The organism is Nocardioides sp. IC4_145, from assembly GCF_011250565.1.
In the GTDB taxonomy this organism is placed as follows: Bacteria; Actinomycetota; Actinomycetes; order Propionibacteriales; family Nocardioidaceae; genus Nocardioides.
The window spans coordinates 1-17,376 of record NZ_JAANMS010000071.1 but is presented as its reverse complement, the minus strand read 5'-3'; the positions used below and the strand labels follow the sequence as shown (position 1 = coordinate 17,376).

Below are 17,376 nucleotides of genomic sequence, written 5' to 3'. Positions count from 1 at the left end.
GGCACGCCGGCTCCGGCGCACGTCGCGCCCGCCCACGCCGCCCCGGCAGTCCCGGCGGCCCCCGCGGCCCCGCGCAGCCACACCACGGCCGAGCGCACCGTCATCCGCTCGACCGGCGAGGGCCCGGCCCGGTGGCGGGTGGAGTTCGACAGCGGCGAGTCGTTCGTGGTCGAGGGGCTCGTGCTCGTGGGCCGCCGGCCGGAGGCCCGCCAGGGCGAGCCGGTGCGCCACCTCGTGCCGCTGCGCTCCTCCGACATGTCGCTGTCGAAGACCCACGCCCAGCTCCAGGTCGCCCCCGACGGCGTGCTGGTCGTCATGGACCGCGGGTCGACGAACGGCTCGATCCTCGTGCGCCAGGGCGTCTCCCGACCGCTGTCGGCCGGCAAGCCGGCGACCCTGCTGCCCGGCGACCTGGTCCGCTTCGGCGACCGGCAGATGACGGTCGCCAAGGAGGGCTGAGCCGTGGTCGACGGGCTGGTCTGGTACGTCTCCTACGGGTCGAACATGGCCGCCGACCGGCTCGCCTGCTACCTCGAGGGCGGCTGCCCGCCGGGCGGAAGCCGGCACAACCCGGGGGCCCGCGACACCTCCCCGCCGCTGCGCTCCGAGGCGGTCGACCTGCCCGGCACGACGTACTTCGCCGGGCGCTCGCCGCAGTGGGGCGGGGGCGTGGCGTTCTACGACCACGCGACGCCCGGGCGGACCGCCGCGCGGGCCTACCTGGTGACCGCGGCGCAGCTCGCGGACATCGCCGCCCAGGAGATGTACCGCATCCCGGCCGCCGGGGACCCGATCGAGGAGCTGGTCCTCGACCCGCTCGACGGCGGGCGGCACGAGGTCGGGCCCGGCCACTACGAGACGCTCGTGGAGGTCGGCGAGGCCGACGGATCCCCGATGCTGACGTTCACCGCGCCGCACGGGGCCGAGGCGGTCGAGCACACCCGGCCCTCGGACGCCTACCTCGCGGTGATCGCCGCCGGGTTGCGCGAGTCCCGCGGCTGGTCGGTCGAGCAGGCGGCGGCGTACCTCGCCTCGCTCCAGCCCGGTCTCGACCCGCTGACGGCGCTGAACCCCTAGGTTCGGCCCATGAGCTTCGAGCACGAGGAGTCCGCTCCCTCCACCGCGCCGCCTGCCGCCGTCTGGGCGCTGTGGTCCGACGTCGGCAGCTGGGCGGCCTGGGACCCCGCGGTGGAGGCAGTGGCGCTCGAGGGCCACTTCGCCGAGGGCGCGGCCGGCACGATGCGGCTCGCCGGCGGGATCGAGGTGCCGTTCGTGCTCGAGGTCGTCGAGCCCGGCGCGCGCTACCTCGACCGGCTCACGATGGGGGACCTGGTGATCGCCATCGACCACGTCGTCCGGGCCGAGGGGGACGGTGCCGTCGTCACGGTGTCGACGACGGTCACCGGGCCGGGCGCCGCCGACATCGGTCCGATGGTCACCCGCGACGCGCCGGTCGCGCTCGAGCGGCTGACCGCGATGGCCGAGGGCCGCTGACCGCTCAGCGCCCGCCGACGACGACCGGGACGCGGGTGACCGTGCCCGAGCCGCCGCGCCACACGACGTACCCGTCGCCGGGCCCGGCCGGGCCCTGCACGGTCACGGTGTACGTCGCGCTCTCGCCCGGACCCAGGCGGACCGCCGCGGGGCGCACCTGCACCCGGCCGCCGAAGCCGATCGCGCGCGAGGAGAAGTAGCGGGCGCGGCCGGTCACGTTGGTCACCGTGCGGGTGGCCGTGGTGACGCCGGGGCGCAGCAGCACCGAGGGGGTGTTCAGCTCGCCGTCGAGCTTGCTCTCCAGCCAGGCGCGGTAGTCGCCGGGGCGCACCAGGTGCACGAGGCCCGGGCGGCCGGCCACCTCGGGCCGCACCCGTCCGGCGCCGGTCCGCAGGACGGGCGCGTCGACGGCGGCAGCGGTGGTCGCGAGCGCCGAGCGGACCGCCGTCGCGGACCAGGTGGGGTGACGCCGCCGCAGCAGCGCGGCGACCCCGGCGGTGTACGCCGTCGCCGCGGACGTGCCCGCGGAGAGGTCCCACGCGGCCGCCCGTCCGGTGGTCGGAGCCGCGGACAGCACGCCGCTGCCCGGGGCCACGACGTCGGGCTTCACCACGCCGCCCGACGGGTCGCCCGTGGCGGACCACGGCAGCACCCGGTCCGGGGCGGGGGTGGTGCCGGAGGGGCGCAGCGCGACCCGGCCCTCGGGGTGGCGCGCCAGCCAGCGCGCGAGGGCGCGGGCGGCCGGACGATCGAGGTGGACCGTCGGGACCGCGTGGAAGTCGGCGTCGGTCGATCCGGGCCGGACGTTGGCGAGCACCATGCCGGCGCCGTCGGCGAGCTCGACCGCGCGGGACTTCTCGACGCGCGCCACGCGTCCGCCGCGCTCGCAGACCACGATCCGGCCGGCGGCGGCCGCGGCGTCGAGGCTGCCGGGCGCGCACACGCGGGCCCGGGCCGGGCGGGCCGAGGGCGCGGCGACGTCGACGGCGCGCACCACGCGGGCGGGCCCGGCCGCGCGGCCCGTCGAGGTCGCGCCGGTCAGCGCCGGTCCGTCCTCGGCGACCACCCGGCCGCGGCGCTGCGGTCCGACGGCGGCGCCGACCGTGGTGACCCACGGCCCGGGGTGCGCGGCGTACGCCGTGCCCGCGTCGTTGCCGGCCGCGGCCACGACGACCACGTCGGCCTCGGCTGCACCGAGCAGCGCCCGGTCGAGCGCGTCGTACCCGCTGCCGCCGGCCACCGCCAGGCTCAGCACGTCGACGCCGTCGGCGACGGCCTGGTCCACCGCCGCGACGAGGTCGGAGGTCGCGCAGCCGTCGTCGCGCGGGTCGGGCGCGGTCCAGCACGCCTTGTAGACGGCGAGCCGGGCCTGCGGCGCGACTCCGCCGAACCGGCCCGCCTCGCGGGCGCCGACCCGCACCGTCACGCCGCTGTTGCCGGCGGCGATCGAGGCCATCCGCGTGCCGTGCCCGTCGTCGTCGCGCGGGCTGAGCGAGGCGCCCGACCGCACGGCGTCCTCGCCGAACCCGCGGACGAACCACTGCGCCCCAACCACCTTGCTGGTGCAGCGCTCGCGCGGCCAGTCCTCTGCGACCGCGCACGCGCCGCCGAAGCCGGCCGGTGCGCGCCCGAGGCGGTGGGCGCCGGAGAAGACGGGACTGTCGGGCGCGAGCCCGGAGTCGACCATGCCGATGACCACACCGGCGCCACCGCGGCCGCCGCCGGGCGAGCCGGCCGCGGCCGTCCGCACGGGCGCGCCGGTCAGCGAGCGGACGCGGTCGCGCTCGACGGTGACCACGTCGGGGTCCGCGCGCAGCGCTGCGGCCTGGGCGGGGGTCAGCCGGGCGGCGAACCCGTTGAGCGCGCTGGTGAAGCGGTACGCCGGGTCCGGCGCGCCGGCCGCCTCGATCAGGGCGTCCTGCTCGCGGAGCATGGCCACCCGCACGTAGGAGTCCGCGAGCGGGCCGCGGTAGCCGGCGACGCCCGGCCCGGAGAGCGTGACCAGGTGCAACGGCGGCTCGGCCCCCGTCTCGAAGGCCATCTCGTCCGCGGCCGCGGGCGCCGCCGACGCGAGGGGCACGAGGGCGGACACCACCAGGGCGGGCAGCGTCGCCGCCGCGGCCAGCAGGCGGCGTACGCGCGTCGAGGTCGGCAGCACCCGCGTCCCTCCCGTCCCACACGTCGTCTCGTCGAAGTCGTCCATTGTGGCCCACCCGGGCTCCGAGCGGGTGGGATCGGTCGGTCCTGTGGACGCCGGGGGCGCCCCGGCTACCCTCGCCGGGTGTCCGCCCAGCAGCCCACGTCCGAGCCCCTGGTGATCGGCTTCGACCTGGACATGACCCTCATCGACACCGCTCCGGGCTTCGGGTCGGTGCTGCGGGCGCTGGGCGCCGAGCTCGGCGTGGACTTCCCGGTCGAGACGATGACCGCCCGCCTCGGCCCGCCGCTCGACCTGCTGCTCGAGCCCTATCTCGCCGCCGAGGCGATCCCGGCCGCCGGCGACCGGTTCCGCGCGCTCTACCCCGACCACGCCATCGCGTCGGTGCCGCTGCTCGAGGGTGCACGCGAGGCGCTGCACGCCGTGCGCCGCCGCGGCGGGCGCACGATCGTCGTGACCGGCAAGTTCCCCGACAACGCCCGGCTCCACCTCGACCACCTCGGCCTCGAGGTCGACCACCTCGAGGGCTGGGTGTGGGGCGTCGGCAAGGCCGACGTGCTGGTCCGCGAGCGCGCCTCGGTCTATGTCGGCGACCACGTGCACGACGTCGAGGGCGCGCTCGCCGCCGACGTGCTGAGCGTCTCCGTGCTCACCGGCGGCTGCACCCGTGAGGAGCTCCTGGACGCCGGCACGCACGTCGTGCTGGAGAGCCTGGCGGAGTTCCCCGACTGGCTCGACGACCACCTTGCGGCGCGCTGACGGCGTCCCGCCGAGCCACCCCGGGGGAATCGGTGGAGGGCACCTTGGCGTCCCTCGTAGGCTGTGCCGTCGCCCGGCAGGTTGCCGGCGCGCAACGAGCAGAAGAGGTCAGGCCGTGCCCAGTGGCAAGGTGAAGTGGTTCGACGCCGGCAAGGGGTTCGGCTTCCTGTCCCAGGAGGACGGGCCGGACGTCTACGTCCACGCCGACGCCCTGCCCGAGGGGATGACCACCATCAAGCCGGGCACGCGCGTGGAGTTCGGCATCGCCCAGGGCCGCCGCGGCGACCAGGCGCTGCAGGTCCGCGTGCTGGACAAGCCGACCTCGGTCTCCCGCAGTCAGTCGGCCGCGCGCCGCCGCCGTCCCGAGGAGATGGCGCCGATCGTCGAGGACCTCATCCGCCTCCTCGACGGGGTCGGCGAGGGCTACCGCCACGGCCGGCACCCCGACGCCCGCACCGCTGCCCCGGTCGCGAAGCTCCTGCGCGCGCTCGCCGACGAGCTCGAGCTCTGACCTAGGGCTGCGCAGGCCCGTCCCGCCGCAGCCGCGGCATCGGCTGGGGGTCCGGCAGGTCGTCGTGCGCCGGGTCGCCACTTGCGGCGGCCGGGTCGGCACCAACAGGCGCCCCGTCCTCCTGCGGGTGCGCCGTGCGGGCACCGGTGACCGACGCGCGCCGGCCGAGCAGGACGTACGCCGTCCACGCACCGAGCACGGCGACGGCGACACCCAGGCCCAGCCGCGCGGGCTCGAGCGGCAGCGCGATGCCGATGAACCCCCCGACGACCCACGCCAGCTGCAGCGTGGTGTCGCTGCGCGCGAAGGCGCTGGCCTGCACGCGGGAGGGGATGTCGCGCTGGATGGTGGAGTCGAGGCAGAACTTCGCCAGCGACTGCGCGAGGCCTGCGGTGAGACCGAGCACGGCCAGCCACAGCACGCCGTAGAACAGCGTGGCGACCAGCACCGCGGCCAGGTCGGCCAGCAGGGCGAGCACGACGGTGACCGCGGGGTTGATCCGGCGCAGCAGCGAGGCCGCGGCGACGCCGGCGGTGTTGCCGAGGCCGGCCGCGCCGACCACGACGGCGATCATCACCTCCGCCGACAGGGCGGTGTCGGGTGGGTTCTCGCGCAGCAGGAACGCCATGAACATCAGCAGGAAGCCCGACAGGAACCGCGGCCCGCAGTTGGCCCGCAGGGCGAACGCCACCGCGGGCGGGATCCGGGTGCGGGTCCGGCGGCCCGGCTCGGCGTCGCTGTCGCCGCGCAGCACGAGGTCGCCCTCGCCGGCACTGGAGTCCACCGCGGCCGGCAGCCGGATGGCGCACACGGTGGCGAGGACGAACAGCAGGAACGCGTAGCGCAGGCTCCACTCCGGCCCGGCCAACGACGCCAGCCCCGCCAGCGGCGCGGACACGGCGGCGCCGACGATGCCCGACAGGCTCACCCGCCCGTTGGCCTTGACCAGCGTGAAGCCGGCCGGGAGCAGTCGCGGCACGGCGGCGGCCCGCGTGACGCCGTACGCCTTGGAGGAGACGAGGACGCCGAGGGCGGCCGCGAACAGCCACGGCGAGTCGCCGGTCACCGACGTCGCCAGCGCCCAGCACAGGAACGCCCGCAGTGCCATCGTCGCGCCGATCGCCCACCGACGCCCGTGGGCGAAACGGTCGAGGAACGGCCCGATCAGCGGCGCCACCACCGCGAACGGCAGCATCGTCAGGCCGAGGAACAGCGCCACCTGCCCCCGCGCCTCGCCCGAGGGCACCTGGAAGAACAGCGACCCCGCCAGCGAGATCGCCACGGCCGCGTCGCCGGCGGTGTTGAAGAAGTGCATCTGGATCAGCCGGGCCAGTCCCGACTCGCCCGCGCCCTCGGCGTTGGCCGCGCGGGTGGCCTGCCGCCCGAGGTAGCGGCTCGCCCGCCCGGTCGCCCGGCCGGCGGCGGCCACGCCACGGGCGGTGGCCCGGGCGCCGGTGCCGAGCCCGGCCCCGATGCCGCGGCCCGCCGGCCCCTCCGGGTCGGGCTCGGGACGGTCGGACGTCATGCGCCCATCCTGCCGTGCGGGCCCGGCGCCGCCGGCGGCGACACCCGCCCCGAGATGGCACCCGGGCCGGGGATCAGTCACACTTCCGGCCGTGACGACTCTCGTGCGCGCCAAGCCCGACTCCGCCGCCGTGGCGGCCGTCGACGTCGCCCGCGCCGCCCTCGTGGAGGAGGTCGGTGCCGCGGACGTCGGCGAGCACCTCGGCCACCAGGTCGAGGGCGAGCGGCTGGTCACCCACCTGTTCGCCTGCGAGCGCGCGGGCTACCGCGGCTGGCGTTGGTCGGTGACCGTGGCCCGCGCTCCCCGCCAGAAGCACGTCACCGTCGACGAGGTCGTCCTCATCCCCGGCGACGACGCGATCGTCGCGCCGCCGTGGGTGCCCTACCGCGAGCGGATCAAGCCCGGGGACCTCGGCCCCGGCGACCTCCTGCCCGTCGAGGACGACGACCCCCGCCTGGTCCCCACCTACGCCTACGGCGACGACCCGCTCGACGCCGACGACCGCGCGCAGGTGCGCCGGGTCGCTCAGGACCTCGGCCTCGGCCGGGTCCGCACGCTCTCCCCGGAGGGCCGCGACCTCGCCGCGCAGCGGTGGTACGACGGCGACCAGGGCCCGTCCTCCCCGCTCGCCCAGGCCGCGCCCGACTCCTGCACCACCTGCGGCTTCCTCATGCGGATCAACGGCCCGCTCTCGGAGATGTTCGGCGTCTGCGCCAACGGCGACGCCAACGACGACGGCCGCGTCGTCTCCTTCGACCACGGCTGCGGCGCCCACTCCGAGGTCCGCCTCGCCAAGAAGCACGAGCCCCAGCCGCTCCCCGAGCCCGTCGTCGACACCATCACCCCCGACGACATCGAGACCTTCTGACCCACCGCCGAGGTGGCACTCCTGCAGGGTCGGAGTGGCGCCCCTGCAGGGTCGGAGTGGCGCCCCTGCAGGGTCGAGGTGGCACTCCTGCGGCGCCGGCGGGGTCAGTCCGCGCCCGAGAGCAACCAGACGGCGTACTCGTCATTGGCCGGGTGCAGCTCGTAGCTGCCCACGCGCAGGTCGACCCGCAGGCCGGCCGCCTCGGCGTCCGCGACGAGCTCCTCGGGCGGGTAGCGCCGGGCGGCGGCGGGAGCCCCGCGCAGGTGGAAACCCGCGAGGATGCGACCGCCCGGCGCGAGCAGCGAGCGCAGGTGCGCGAGCACGCGTCGCTCGGTGCCCTCGGCGAGGAAGACCAGCACGTTCCCGACGCACACGACCAGGTCGAACGTCCCGACCTCGTCAGGGGAGAGCTCGAGCACGTCGGCCGCGACGACCTCCACCGTCGGATAGGTACGCCGTGACTGGGCCACGAGGTCGGCGTCCGGCTCGACGGCCAGCACGTCGTGGCCCCGCTCGAGCAAGGCGGCCGCGACCCGGCCCATGCCGGAGCCGACGTCGAGCACGCGCGCGCCGCGAGGGAGGAGCGCGTCGGCCAGCCGGGCCTCGCCGTCCACGTCGGCGCCGGAGGCCACGAGCCGCGCGAAGTTGTCGGCGTACCCGCCCCGCGCCGGGCCGGCCAGCGCCCACCGCGTGGGCGGAGGAGGCGGCTCAGCCATCCCGCTGCTCGTCGCGGGCGAGCCGCGCCTTGCGCCGGCGGCGGCAGTACTCCAGGCCGAACAGCCCGAGGCCGAAGCCGGCCAGGCAGGTCCACAGCCACCACGTGCGGCCCTCGTCGGCGAGCCGGCCGTAGAAGGGGAGCAGCAGGAGGAACCCGAGCAGCCACAGGCCCACGCCGACCTCGACGGTGCGGACGCCGTCGAGGTCGAGCGGCTGCACGTCGGCGACGAGGAAGGTGCGTCCGCCGACCTCGTGCTGGGTCGGCTGGTCGTCGCGGAGCTCCACGCGAGACAACGTACTCGGGAGGTCTCCGGTTCTGACATGCTGACCGCCCGTGAGCATCGACTCCTACTTCCGCATCCACGAACGTGGTTCGACCGTCGGGCAGGAGGTCCGCGGCGGTGTCGTGACCTTCCTGACGATGGCCTACATCATCGTCCTGAACCCCCTGATCCTCGGCTACGTCCAGGACTCCGAGGGCAACTACCTCGGCGGCGGCGCCGAGCCGAACCTGCCGGCCATCGCCGCCGGCACCGCGCTCGTGGCGGGCGTGCTGACGATCCTGATGGGCGCGGTCGCGAACTTCCCGCTCGCGCTCGCCGCGGGTCTCGGCCTCAACGCCTTCGTCGCCTTTACCGTCGCGACCCAGTCGACCTGGGCCGACGCGATGGGCCTGGTCGTGCTCGAGGGCATCGTGATCCTGGTGCTCGTGCTGACCGGCTTCCGCCGCGCGGTCTTCCACGCGGTGCCGACCCAGCTGAAGGTCGCGATCTCGGTCGGCATCGGCCTGTTCATCGCGCTCATCGGCTTCGTGGACGCTGGCTTCGTCTCCCGCATCCCCGACGCCAACAACAGCACCGTCCCTGTCCAGCTGGGCACGGGCGGCCAGCTCGAGGGCTGGCCGGTGCTGATCTTCGCCGGCGGCCTGCTGCTGCTGATCGCCCTCTGGGTACGTCGCGTGAAGGGCGCGATCCTCATCTCGATCGTGCTCGCCACGGTCGTCGCGGTCGCCCTCGAAGCGGCGCTCGACCTGGGTGCGCGCGCCGCGGACAACGTCGGCGGATGGTCGCTGACCGTGCCCTCCTTCGACGGGATCGTCGACGTACCGGACTTCGGCACCCTGGGTGAGTTTTCGCTGTTCGGGGCGTTCTCGTCGATCGGCGTGATCGCCGCGCTGCTGCTGGTCTTCTCGCTGATGCTCGCCGACTTCTTCGACACCATGGGCACGATGACCGCGATCGGCGCGGAGGCCGGCCTCAACGACGAGGAGGGCGTGCCGCCGCACACCCAGCGGATCCTGGTCGTCGACTCGGTCGCGGCGATCGCCGGAGGCGCGGGCGGCGTCTCGTCCAACACCTCCTACATCGAGTCGGCCTCGGGCGTCGGCGAGGGCGCCCGCACCGGGCTCTCGTCGATCGTCACCGGCGCGCTCTTCCTGCTGGCGACCCTCTTCACCCCTGTCGTGGAGGCGATCCCGTCCGAGGCGGCCGTCCCGGCGCTGGTGCTCGTCGGCTTCCTGATGATGCAGCAGGTCACCGAGATCCGCTGGGCGGACCCGGAGATCGCGATCCCGGCGTTCCTGACGATCGTGCTGATGCCGTTCACCTACTCCATCACCGCGGGCATCGGCGCGGGCTTCCTGGCGTTCCTCCTCATCAAGGTGGTCGTCGGCAAGACCCGCGAGATCCACCCGCTGCTGGCGGTCGTGGGCGTGCTGTTCGTCATCTACTTCGCCATCGACCCGCTCACCGACTGGCTCACCTGAGCCGTCGGTTCCCGCTCCTGACCCACCCGACGAGGCCCTCCCCAGCAGCACCGGGGAGGGCCTCTCCTCGTCGGAATAGTTAGCGAGGGTAAGTAGTTATGCTCACGACATGCCTACCGTGGAGAAGACCGCCCGCACCGACGCCGGCCTGGCGTCGGAGCTCCGCCTCTCGGTGATGCGGCTGCGACGCCGGCTCGCCGTCGAGCGGCACCCCGACAACGAGCTCTCGATCGCCCACATGGGCGTCCTCGGCTGCCTCTACCGCACCGACGGGCTCACCATCGGCGAGCTCGCCGCCGCGGAGCGGGTGCAGCCGCCGAGCATGACCCGGACGGTCAACGGCCTCGAGGAGCGCGGGTACGTCGCCCGCCGCCCGCACGAGTCCGACGGCCGCCTGGTCGTGGTGGAGCTGTCCGACAAGGGCCGCGCCACCGTCCTCGCCGACCGTCGCCGCCGCGACGAGTGGCTGACCTGTCGCCTCCGCGAGCTCACCCCCGACGAACGCGCGGTCCTGCGCCGGGCCGCTCCGATCCTGGAAAGACTGGCCAACGCTTGAGCCCCACGTTCCGCTCCCTCGCCAACCCCAACTACCGCCTCTACGCGACCGGTGCCTTCGTCTCGAACACCGGCACCTGGATGCAGCGCGTGGCCCAGGACTGGTTGGTGCTGCACCTGGCCGTGAACGGCGGCACCGCCGTCGGCATCACGACCGGTCTGCAGTTCCTGCCCGCCCTGCTCCTCTCGCCCTTCGCCGGCGTCGTGGCCGACCGCTTCCCCAAGCGCACGCTGCTCCAGGTCACCCAGGTGATGATGGCGCTGCCGGCCTTCCTGCTCGGCCTGCTCGCGGTCACCGGTGTCGCGGAGGTCTGGCACGTCTACGTCCTCGCGCTGGTCTTCGGCATCGGCACCGCGATGGACGCGCCGGCGCGCCAGTCGTTCGTCAGCGAGATCGTCACCGACGACGACCTCACCAACGCCGTCGGCCTCAACTCCGCCTCGTTCAACGCCGCCCGCATCGTCGGGCCGGCGATCGCGGGCGTGCTGATCGGCGCCTTCGGCGGCGGCACCCAGGCGACCGGCTGGGTGATCATGGCCAACGCGGTCACCTACCTCGCCCCGATCCTGGCGCTGCGCGGGATGGACCCGTCCCGCCTGCGGCCGGCGCCCACGCAGGGACGCTCGCCCGGCATGGTCCGGGAGGGCGTGCGGTACGTCGCTGGGCGGCCCGACCTGGTGCTGGTGCTGGTGGTCGTCTTCGTGGTCGGCACCTTCGGCCTGAACTTCCAGATGACCTCGGCGCTGATGGCCACCGACGTCTTCGGCAAGGGTGCGACGGAGTACGGCCTGCTCGGCACCTTCATGGCCGTCGGCTCGCTCACCGGAGCCCTCCTCGCGGCGCGCCGCCCGACGGTCCGGCTGCGGCTGGTGGTCGGCGCGGCCGTGCTCTTCGGGATCGCCGAGGTCGTGGCCGGCCTGCTGCCGTCGTACGTCACCTTCGCGGTGTGGATGCCGGTGCTCGGCCTCTCGGCACTGACCATGATCACCGCCGCGAACACCCTGATGCAGGTGGCCACCGCGCCGGAGCTGCGCGGGCGGGTGATGGCGCTCTACCTGATGATCTTCATGGGCGGCACCCCGCTGGGCGCCCCGGTCGTCGGCTGGGTCGGGGAGACCTTCGGCGCCCGCTGGACGCTGGTCGGGGGAGGGGGCATCACCCTGCTCGGCGTCGGCCTCGCGATCGCGTGGTACGCCGCGCGTTCCGGGGGCCTCGCGCGCATTTTGACCCCCGTCGGGGCGCCCGGTAGCCTCGGTCCTCGTGTCTGGGACAACCAGGCCGTTGCGCGTGCTCAGAAGTAGTCGGCGGGAACGGACCGCCGCAGGACGGGCGCGCAAGCCCTCGCCACCGCCTCGGTGGTGGCGTGCGTCGGACGACACGCCCGACCTCGGGGGCGAGCAGCGCCGGTTGGGAGCACCACCCGGCACACCCGCATCACACCGTGCGCAGCACCGTGCCGCGCACTGAGAGTCGACAAGAAGGGGAACCACCCGGTGCCCACCATTCAGCAGCTGGTCCGCAAGGGCCGCCAGGACAAGGTGTCGAAGAACAAGACGCCTGCCCTGAAGGGCTCGCCGCAGCGCCGAGGCGTCTGCACGCGCGTCTACACCACCACCCCGAAGAAGCCGAACTCCGCCCTCCGCAAGGTCGCCCGCGTGCGCCTGTCGAGCGGCGTCGAGGTCACGGCGTACATCCCGGGCGTGGGTCACAACCTCCAGGAGCACTCGATCGTGCTCGTGCGCGGCGGCCGGGTGAAGGACCTCCCCGGTGTGCGCTACAAGATCATCCGCGGCACGCTCGACACCCAGGGCGTGAAGAACCGCAAGCAGGCCCGCAGCCGTTACGGCGCGAAGAAGGAGAAGAGCTGACATGCCGCGCAAGGGTCCGGCCCCGAAGCGGCCGATCGACGTCGACCCGGTCTACGGGTCGCAGCTGGTCTCCCAGCTCGTCTCCAAGGTGCTGATGGACGGCAAGAAGCAGGTCGCCCAGCGCATCGTCTACTCCGCGCTCGAGGGCTGCCGCGAGAAGACCGGCACCGACCCCGTCGTCACGCTCAAGCGCGCGATGGACAACGTCAAGCCGGCCATCGAGGTCAAGTCCCGCCGCGTCGGCGGCGCGACCTACCAGGTCCCGATCGAGGTCAAGGGCACGCGCGGCACCACGCTCGCGCTGCGCTGGCTCGTCGGCTACGCGCAGGACCGTCGTGAGAAGACGATGTCCGAGCGCCTGATGAACGAGATCCTCGACGCCTCCAACGGCCTCGGTGCCGCGGTGAAGAAGCGCGAGGACACCCACAAGATGGCCGAGTCCAACAAGGCCTTCGCGCACTACCGCTGGTGACCTCGGGCGGGGGCGGCTCGGGCCGCTCCCGCTCCACCCGCGACCACCAAACTTCTCTCAAGGGACGCTGAACCAACGTGGCAGTCGACATCACCACGGACCTCAACAAGGTCCGCAACATCGGCATCATGGCGCACATCGACGCCGGCAAGACCACCACCACCGAGCGCATCCTGTTCTACACCGGCATCACCTACAAGATCGGTGAGGTCCACGACGGTGGGGCCACGATGGACTGGATGGAGCAGGAGCAGGAGCGCGGCATCACGATCACGTCGGCCGCGACGACCTGCTGGTGGAAGGACCACCAGATCAACATCATCGACACCCCCGGCCACGTGGACTTCACCGCCGAGGTCGAGCGCTCGCTGCGCGTCCTCGACGGCGCGGTCGCGGTGTTCGACGGCGTCGCCGGTGTCGAGCCGCAGACGATGACGGTGTGGCGCCAGGCCAACAAGTACTCCGTGCCGCGCATGTGCTTCGTCAACAAGCTGGACCGCACCGGCGCGGACTTCTTCCGCTGCGTCGACATGATGGTCGAGCGCCTCAACTCCACCCCGCTGGTCCTGCAGCTCCCGATCGGTGCCGAGAGCGACTTCCTCGGTGTCGTCGACCTGGTCGGCATGCGTGCCCTGACCTGGCGCGGCGAGACCAAGATGGGCGAGGACTACGAGGTCGAGGAGATCCCCGCGGAGATGGCCGAGCAGGCCGCCGAGTACCGCGAGAAGTTCCTCGAGACCCTCTCCGAGGCCGACGACGCCATCATGGAGAAGTACCTCGAGGGCGAGGACCTCTCGGTGGAGGAGCTCGAGGCCGCGATCCGCCGCGCGACCCTGGCCGACAAGGTCAACCCGGTCCTGTGCGGCACCGCGTTCAAGAACAAGGGCGTCCAGCCCCTGCTCGACGCGGTCGTGAAGTACCTGCCCTCGCCGCTCGACATCGAGGCCATCATCGGCCACTCGCCGAAGGACGAGGCGGTCGAGATCGCTCGGAAGCCCTCCGACGACGAGCCGTTCTCCGGCCTGGCCTACAAGATCGCGTCCGACCCGCACCTGGGCAAGCTGATCTACGTCCGCGTCTACTCGGGCAAGCTCGAGGCCGGCTCGACCGTGGTCAACTCGGTCAACGGCAAGAAGGAGCGGATCGGCAAGGTCTACCAGATGCACGCGAACAAGCGTGAGGAGATCGCGTCGGTCGGCGCCGGCCAGATCGTCGCCGTCATGGGCCTGAAGGACACCAAGACCGGGCACACCCTCTGCGACCCGCAGAACCAGGTCGTGCTCGAGTCGATGACCTTCCCGGCCCCGGTGATCGAGGTGGCCATCGAGCCCAAGACCAAGTCCGACCAGGAGAAGCTGGGTCTCGCGATCCAGCGCCTCTCCGACGAGGACCCCACCTTCACGGTCAAGACCGACGAGGAGACCGGCCAGACGATCATCGCCGGCATGGGCGAGCTCCACCTGGAGATCCTCGTCGACCGGATGAAGCGCGAGTTCCGCGTCGAGGCCACCGTCGGCAAGCCGCAGGTCGCCTACCGCGAGACGCTCCGCAAGGAGGTCACGAACCACAGCTACACGCACAAGAAGCAGACCGGTGGTTCGGGTCAGTTCGCGAAGGTCGTCGTCTCCCTCGGTCCGAACATCGACCCCGAGACCGGTACCGGTGCGGGCTACGAGTTCGTCAACAACGTGTCCGGTGGACGCGTGCCGAAGGAGTACATCCCCTCGGTCGACCAGGGTGGCCAGGAGGGCATGGAGTTCGGCGTCCTCGCCGGCTTCCCGATGGTCGACGTGAAGTTCACGCTCGAGGACGGCGCCTACCACGACGTCGACTCCTCCGAGCTGGCCTTCAAGATCGCCGGCAACCAGGCCTTCAAGGAGGCCGCCCGCATGGCGAAGCCGGTCCTGCTCGAGCCGATGTTCGCCGTGGAGGTGACCACGCCGGAGAGCTTCCTCGGCACGGTCATCGGCGACATCAACAGCCGACGGGGCCAGATCCGAGCGCAGGAGGAGCGTCACGGCGACATCGTCGTCAACGCCCTCGTGCCGCTCTCCGAGATGTTCGGGTACGTTGGCGACCTGAGGTCCAAGACCTCCGGCCAGGCGTCGTACTCGATGGAGTTCGACTCGTACGCCGAGGTTCCCACGAACATCGCCGACGAGATCATCAAGAAGGTCCGCGGCGAGTGATCCTCGCCGGTCTCCGCTGAACGATCCCGTTCGGGGGACCGGACCCTCGGCACCACCCAGCTAGTACGAGTCAGGTAACAACCACACCAGGAGGAGCCCACCGTGGCTAAGGCGAAGTTCGAGCGGACCAAGCCGCACGTCAACATCGGCACGATCGGTCACATCGACCACGGCAAGACCACGCTGACCGCGGCGATCACCAAGGTCCTGCACGACAAGCACCCGGACCTGAACGCCGCCTCGGCGTTCGAGGACATCGACAAGGCTCCCGAGGAGCGTCAGCGCGGCATCACGATCTCGATCGCGCACGTCGAGTACCAGACCGAGGCGCGCCACTACGCGCACGTCGACTGCCCGGGTCACGCTGACTACATCAAGAACATGATCACCGGCGCGGCCCAGATGGACGGCGCGATCCTCGTGGTCGCCGCCACCGACGGCCCGATGCCGCAGACCCGCGAGCACGTGCTGCTCGCGCGCCAGGTCGGCGTGCCGGCCCTGGTGGTCGCGCTCAACAAGTGCGACATGGTCGACGACGAGGAGCTCATCGAGCTCGTCGAGATGGAGGTGCGCGAGCTCCTCAGCGAGTACGAGTTCCCGGGCGACGACATCCCGGTCGTGCGCGTTGCTGCCTTCCCGGCGCTCCAGGGCGACGCGAAGTGGGGCGACTCGATCGCCGAGCTCATGCAGGCGGTCGACGACTACATCCCGACCCCCGAGCGTGAGACCGACAAGCCGTTCCTCATGCCTGTCGAGGACGTCTTCACGATCACCGGTCGTGGCACCGTCATCACCGGTCGCATCGAGCGCGGCATCGTCAAGGTCGGCGAGGACGTCGAGATCGTCGGCATCCGCGAGGGCTCGCAGAAGAGCACCGTCACCGGTGTCGAGATGTTCCGCAAGCTCCTCGACGAGGGCCAGGCCGGTGAGAACGTCGGTCTGCTCCTCCGTGGCACCAAGCGCGAGGACGTCGAGCGCGGCATGGTCGTCATCAAGCCGGGCACCACGACCCCGCACACCAACTTCGAGGCCTCGGTCTACATCCTCTCGAAGGAGGAGGGCGGCCGCCACACGCCGTTCTTCAACAACTACCGCCCGCAGTTCTACTTCCGCACCACGGACGTGACCGGCGTCGTGACCCTCCCCGAGGGCACCGAGATGGTCATGCCGGGTGACAACACCGAGATGGCAGTGGAGCTCATCCAGCCCATCGCGATGGACGAGGGCCTGCGGTTCGCGATCCGTGAGGGTGGCCGCACCGTCGGCGCCGGCCGGGTCACCAAGATCACCAAGTGATCCCCGCGGTCGCTGACCGCACCTGAGGTACCAGATCGGCCCCGGACCCCTGTGGTCCGGGGCCGATCTGCTTTCCCGACCAGCACGCCCAGCAGCAGACCCAGCAGCATCGAGCAGCAGCACCCGCCCCGGAAGGAACCATGGAGCGTCCCGTCACCCCCGCCCGACCGCACCACAAGCTGACCGAGGACGGTCGGCGGGTGCGGGAGGTGCTCAGCTACTCCCGCCGCGGCAGCCGGTTCACCCCGCGGCAGGCCGAGGCGTGGGCGGCCCACCAGGAGCGGTGGGTGATCCCGGACGAGGCGGTCGACCGGCCCGGGTTCTCCCTCGAGCAGTGGTTCGGGCGTCGCGCCCCGCTGGTCGTCGAGATCGGGTCCGGGGTGGGCGAGGCGACCGCCCCGCTCGCCGCCGCCCGCCCGGCGCACGACGTGCTGGCCTTCGAGGTCTGGCGGCCCGGCGTCGCCGACACGCTGTGGAAGCTCGCCGAGGCCGGCGCCGAGAACGTCCGGCTCTGCGGCGTCGACGCGGTGTGGTCGATGGAGCACCTGCTGGGGGAGGGGGACGTCGAGGAGCTGTGGACCTTCTTCCCCGACCCGTGGCGCAAGACGCGGCACCACAAGCGCCGGCTGGTCTCGGCGGACTTCGCCCGGCTCGCCGCGAGCCGGCTGCGGCCCGGGGCGGTGTGGCGCCTGGCCACCGACTGGGCCGACTACGCCGAGCAGATGCTCGAGGTCCTCGACGCCGAGCCGCTGCTCGAGGGCGGGGTCGTCGAGCGCTGGGCCGAGCGCCCGGTCACCCGGTTCGAGCGCAAGGGCGTCGAGGCCGGCCGCGCGATCACCGACCTGTGCTACCGACGCCGCTGAGCGGCGTGTCGGACGCCGCGCGCGGCGGCGGACGAGGTAGGGCGCCAGGAATTTGGTCCGGCCCCTGTTCTCTGCCAAGATGGTCCGGTTGCTCCGGCGGGTCGCCGGGGTGCGGCACATCTTGACTTCTGAATCGCGTCTCCTCACCCCCGGTCCGCCGGGCTTGGAACGAGTTCGGGTGTCGGCTGTGCGCCGCACCGGACCAGGAGACCCGATCAGCCCGACGAACCGTCGGGTGCCAGCACCAAGAACCCAGCCGGATCCCGGTCCTGTGTCACGTCCAGAGGTCGCGACACGCCCGACCGCGGGGGCCGGGGGACCGGGGGTGAGGAGAC

18 protein-coding genes are annotated in these 17,376 nt (G+C 72.9%); 14 read left to right on the top strand and 4 right to left on the bottom strand.

Annotated features, from left to right (window positions below; all coding sequences use genetic code 11):
* The 3 genes from G6553_RS20085 to G6553_RS20075 form a co-directional block, all read left to right on the top strand.
* Positions 1-459: FHA domain-containing protein (locus G6553_RS20085; RefSeq protein ID WP_166196811.1), on the top strand; the 459-nt coding region annotated here is incomplete at its 5' end.
* A gap of 3 nt (positions 460-462) precedes the next feature.
* A complete protein-coding gene (locus tag G6553_RS20080; protein WP_347565829.1) occupies positions 463-1,077 on the top strand; it encodes a histone deacetylase in 615 nt (204 codons plus the stop codon).
* Positions 1,078-1,086: 9 nt separating this feature from the next.
* Complete coding sequence (locus tag G6553_RS20075; RefSeq protein WP_166196809.1) at positions 1,087-1,494, top strand: SRPBCC family protein; 408 nt, start codon at positions 1,087-1,089, stop codon at positions 1,492-1,494.
* Between the two features lie 4 nt (positions 1,495-1,498).
* Here the strand turns inward: G6553_RS20075 and G6553_RS20070 are convergent, their stop codons facing one another.
* Positions 1,499-3,697, bottom strand: a complete 2,199-nt coding sequence (locus G6553_RS20070; protein ID WP_207620058.1) for a S8 family serine peptidase — start codon at positions 3,695-3,697, stop codon at positions 1,499-1,501.
* A gap of 78 nt (positions 3,698-3,775) precedes the next feature.
* On the opposite strand from G6553_RS20070, the gene G6553_RS20065 reads away from it, so the two are divergent.
* Both G6553_RS20065 and G6553_RS20060 read left to right on the top strand, forming a co-directional pair.
* Positions 3,776-4,411: an HAD family hydrolase gene (locus tag G6553_RS20065; RefSeq protein WP_347565828.1), complete on the top strand. Its 636-nt coding sequence runs from the start codon at positions 3,776-3,778 to the stop codon at positions 4,409-4,411.
* Positions 4,412-4,526: 115 nt separating this feature from the next.
* A complete protein-coding gene (locus tag G6553_RS20060) occupies positions 4,527-4,922 on the top strand; it encodes a cold-shock protein (protein WP_166196805.1) in 396 nt (131 codons plus the stop codon).
* Position 4,923: 1 nt separating this feature from the next.
* Here G6553_RS20060 and G6553_RS20055 read toward each other — a convergent pair whose 3' ends face one another.
* Positions 4,924-6,447, bottom strand: a complete 1,524-nt coding sequence (locus G6553_RS20055; RefSeq protein ID WP_207620057.1) for an MFS transporter — start codon at positions 6,445-6,447, stop codon at positions 4,924-4,926.
* Between the two features lie 91 nt (positions 6,448-6,538).
* Here G6553_RS20055 and G6553_RS20050 point away from each other — a divergent pair, with 91 nt between their 5' ends.
* Positions 6,539-7,315 carry a DUF3027 domain-containing protein gene (locus tag G6553_RS20050; protein WP_347565827.1) on the top strand — a complete coding sequence of 259 codons (777 nt, stop codon included), beginning with the start codon at positions 6,539-6,541 and terminating at the stop codon, positions 7,313-7,315.
* Between the two features lie 104 nt (positions 7,316-7,419).
* Here the strand turns inward: G6553_RS20050 and G6553_RS20045 are convergent, their stop codons facing one another.
* Positions 7,420-8,031, bottom strand: a complete 612-nt coding sequence (locus tag G6553_RS20045) for a class I SAM-dependent methyltransferase (RefSeq protein WP_166196801.1) — start codon at positions 8,029-8,031, stop codon at positions 7,420-7,422.
* Entirely contained in the window at positions 8,024-8,317 is a 294-nt protein-coding gene (locus G6553_RS20040) for a DUF2530 domain-containing protein (protein ID WP_229707108.1), read from the bottom strand. The genes G6553_RS20045 and G6553_RS20040 overlap by 8 nt, the downstream gene beginning before the upstream one ends.
* A 49-nt stretch (positions 8,318-8,366) precedes the next feature.
* Between G6553_RS20040 and G6553_RS20035 the strand changes: the two genes are divergently transcribed.
* From G6553_RS20035 to trmB, 8 genes are all read left to right on the top strand, one after another.
* A complete protein-coding gene (locus G6553_RS20035; RefSeq protein WP_166196797.1) occupies positions 8,367-9,797 on the top strand; it encodes an NCS2 family permease in 1,431 nt (476 codons plus the stop codon).
* 109 nt (positions 9,798-9,906) lie between these two features.
* A complete protein-coding gene (locus G6553_RS20030; protein WP_166196795.1) occupies positions 9,907-10,353 on the top strand; it encodes a MarR family transcriptional regulator in 447 nt (148 codons plus the stop codon).
* Positions 10,350-11,654: an MFS transporter gene (locus tag G6553_RS20025; protein ID WP_242680704.1), complete on the top strand. Its 1,305-nt coding sequence runs from the start codon at positions 10,350-10,352 to the stop codon at positions 11,652-11,654. Before G6553_RS20030 ends, G6553_RS20025 begins: the two co-directional genes overlap by 4 nt.
* A 192-nt stretch (positions 11,655-11,846) precedes the next feature.
* Positions 11,847-12,221 (top strand): 30S ribosomal protein S12, encoded by a 375-nt coding sequence (gene rpsL / locus G6553_RS20020; protein ID WP_011757353.1) that lies wholly within the window; start codon positions 11,847-11,849, stop codon positions 12,219-12,221.
* 1 nt (position 12,222) lies between these two features.
* The gene (gene rpsG / locus G6553_RS20015; RefSeq protein WP_166196793.1) at positions 12,223-12,693 is read left to right on the top strand and encodes a 30S ribosomal protein S7; all 471 of its coding nucleotides are present in this window, start codon (positions 12,223-12,225) and stop codon (positions 12,691-12,693) included.
* A 77-nt stretch (positions 12,694-12,770) separates the two neighbouring features.
* On the top strand, positions 12,771-14,882 hold the full coding sequence (gene fusA, locus G6553_RS20010) for an elongation factor G (RefSeq protein ID WP_166196791.1): 2,112 nt from the start codon (positions 12,771-12,773) through the stop codon (positions 14,880-14,882).
* 102 nt (positions 14,883-14,984) lie between these two features.
* Positions 14,985-16,178, top strand: a complete 1,194-nt coding sequence (tuf, locus tag G6553_RS20005) for an elongation factor Tu (protein WP_166196789.1) — start codon at positions 14,985-14,987, stop codon at positions 16,176-16,178.
* Between the two features lie 140 nt (positions 16,179-16,318).
* The gene (gene trmB / locus G6553_RS20000; protein ID WP_166196787.1) at positions 16,319-17,041 is read left to right on the top strand and encodes a tRNA (guanosine(46)-N7)-methyltransferase TrmB; all 723 of its coding nucleotides are present in this window, start codon (positions 16,319-16,321) and stop codon (positions 17,039-17,041) included.
* Positions 17,042-17,376 lie beyond the last annotated feature (335 nt).

Bases quoted from the DNA above. Each gene is read 5' to 3' on its own strand.
- trmB (WP_166196787.1), top strand. From the start codon at position 16,319: ATGGAGCGTCCCGTCACCCCCGCCCGACCGCACCACAAGCTGACCGAG.
- rpsG (WP_166196793.1), top strand. From the start codon at position 12,223: ATGCCGCGCAAGGGTCCGGCCCCGAAGCGGCCGATCGACGTCGACCCG.
- G6553_RS20045 (WP_166196801.1), bottom strand. From the start codon at position 8,031: ATGGCTGAGCCGCCTCCTCCGCCCACGCGGTGGGCGCTGGCCGGCCCG.
- G6553_RS20055 (WP_207620057.1), bottom strand. From the start codon at position 6,447: ATGACGTCCGACCGTCCCGAGCCCGACCCGGAGGGGCCGGCGGGCCGC.
- G6553_RS20070 (WP_207620058.1), bottom strand. From the start codon at position 3,697: ATGGACGACTTCGACGAGACGACGTGTGGGACGGGAGGGACGCGGGTG.
- G6553_RS20030 (WP_166196795.1), top strand. From the start codon at position 9,907: ATGCCTACCGTGGAGAAGACCGCCCGCACCGACGCCGGCCTGGCGTCG.
- G6553_RS20075 (WP_166196809.1), top strand. From the start codon at position 1,087: ATGAGCTTCGAGCACGAGGAGTCCGCTCCCTCCACCGCGCCGCCTGCC.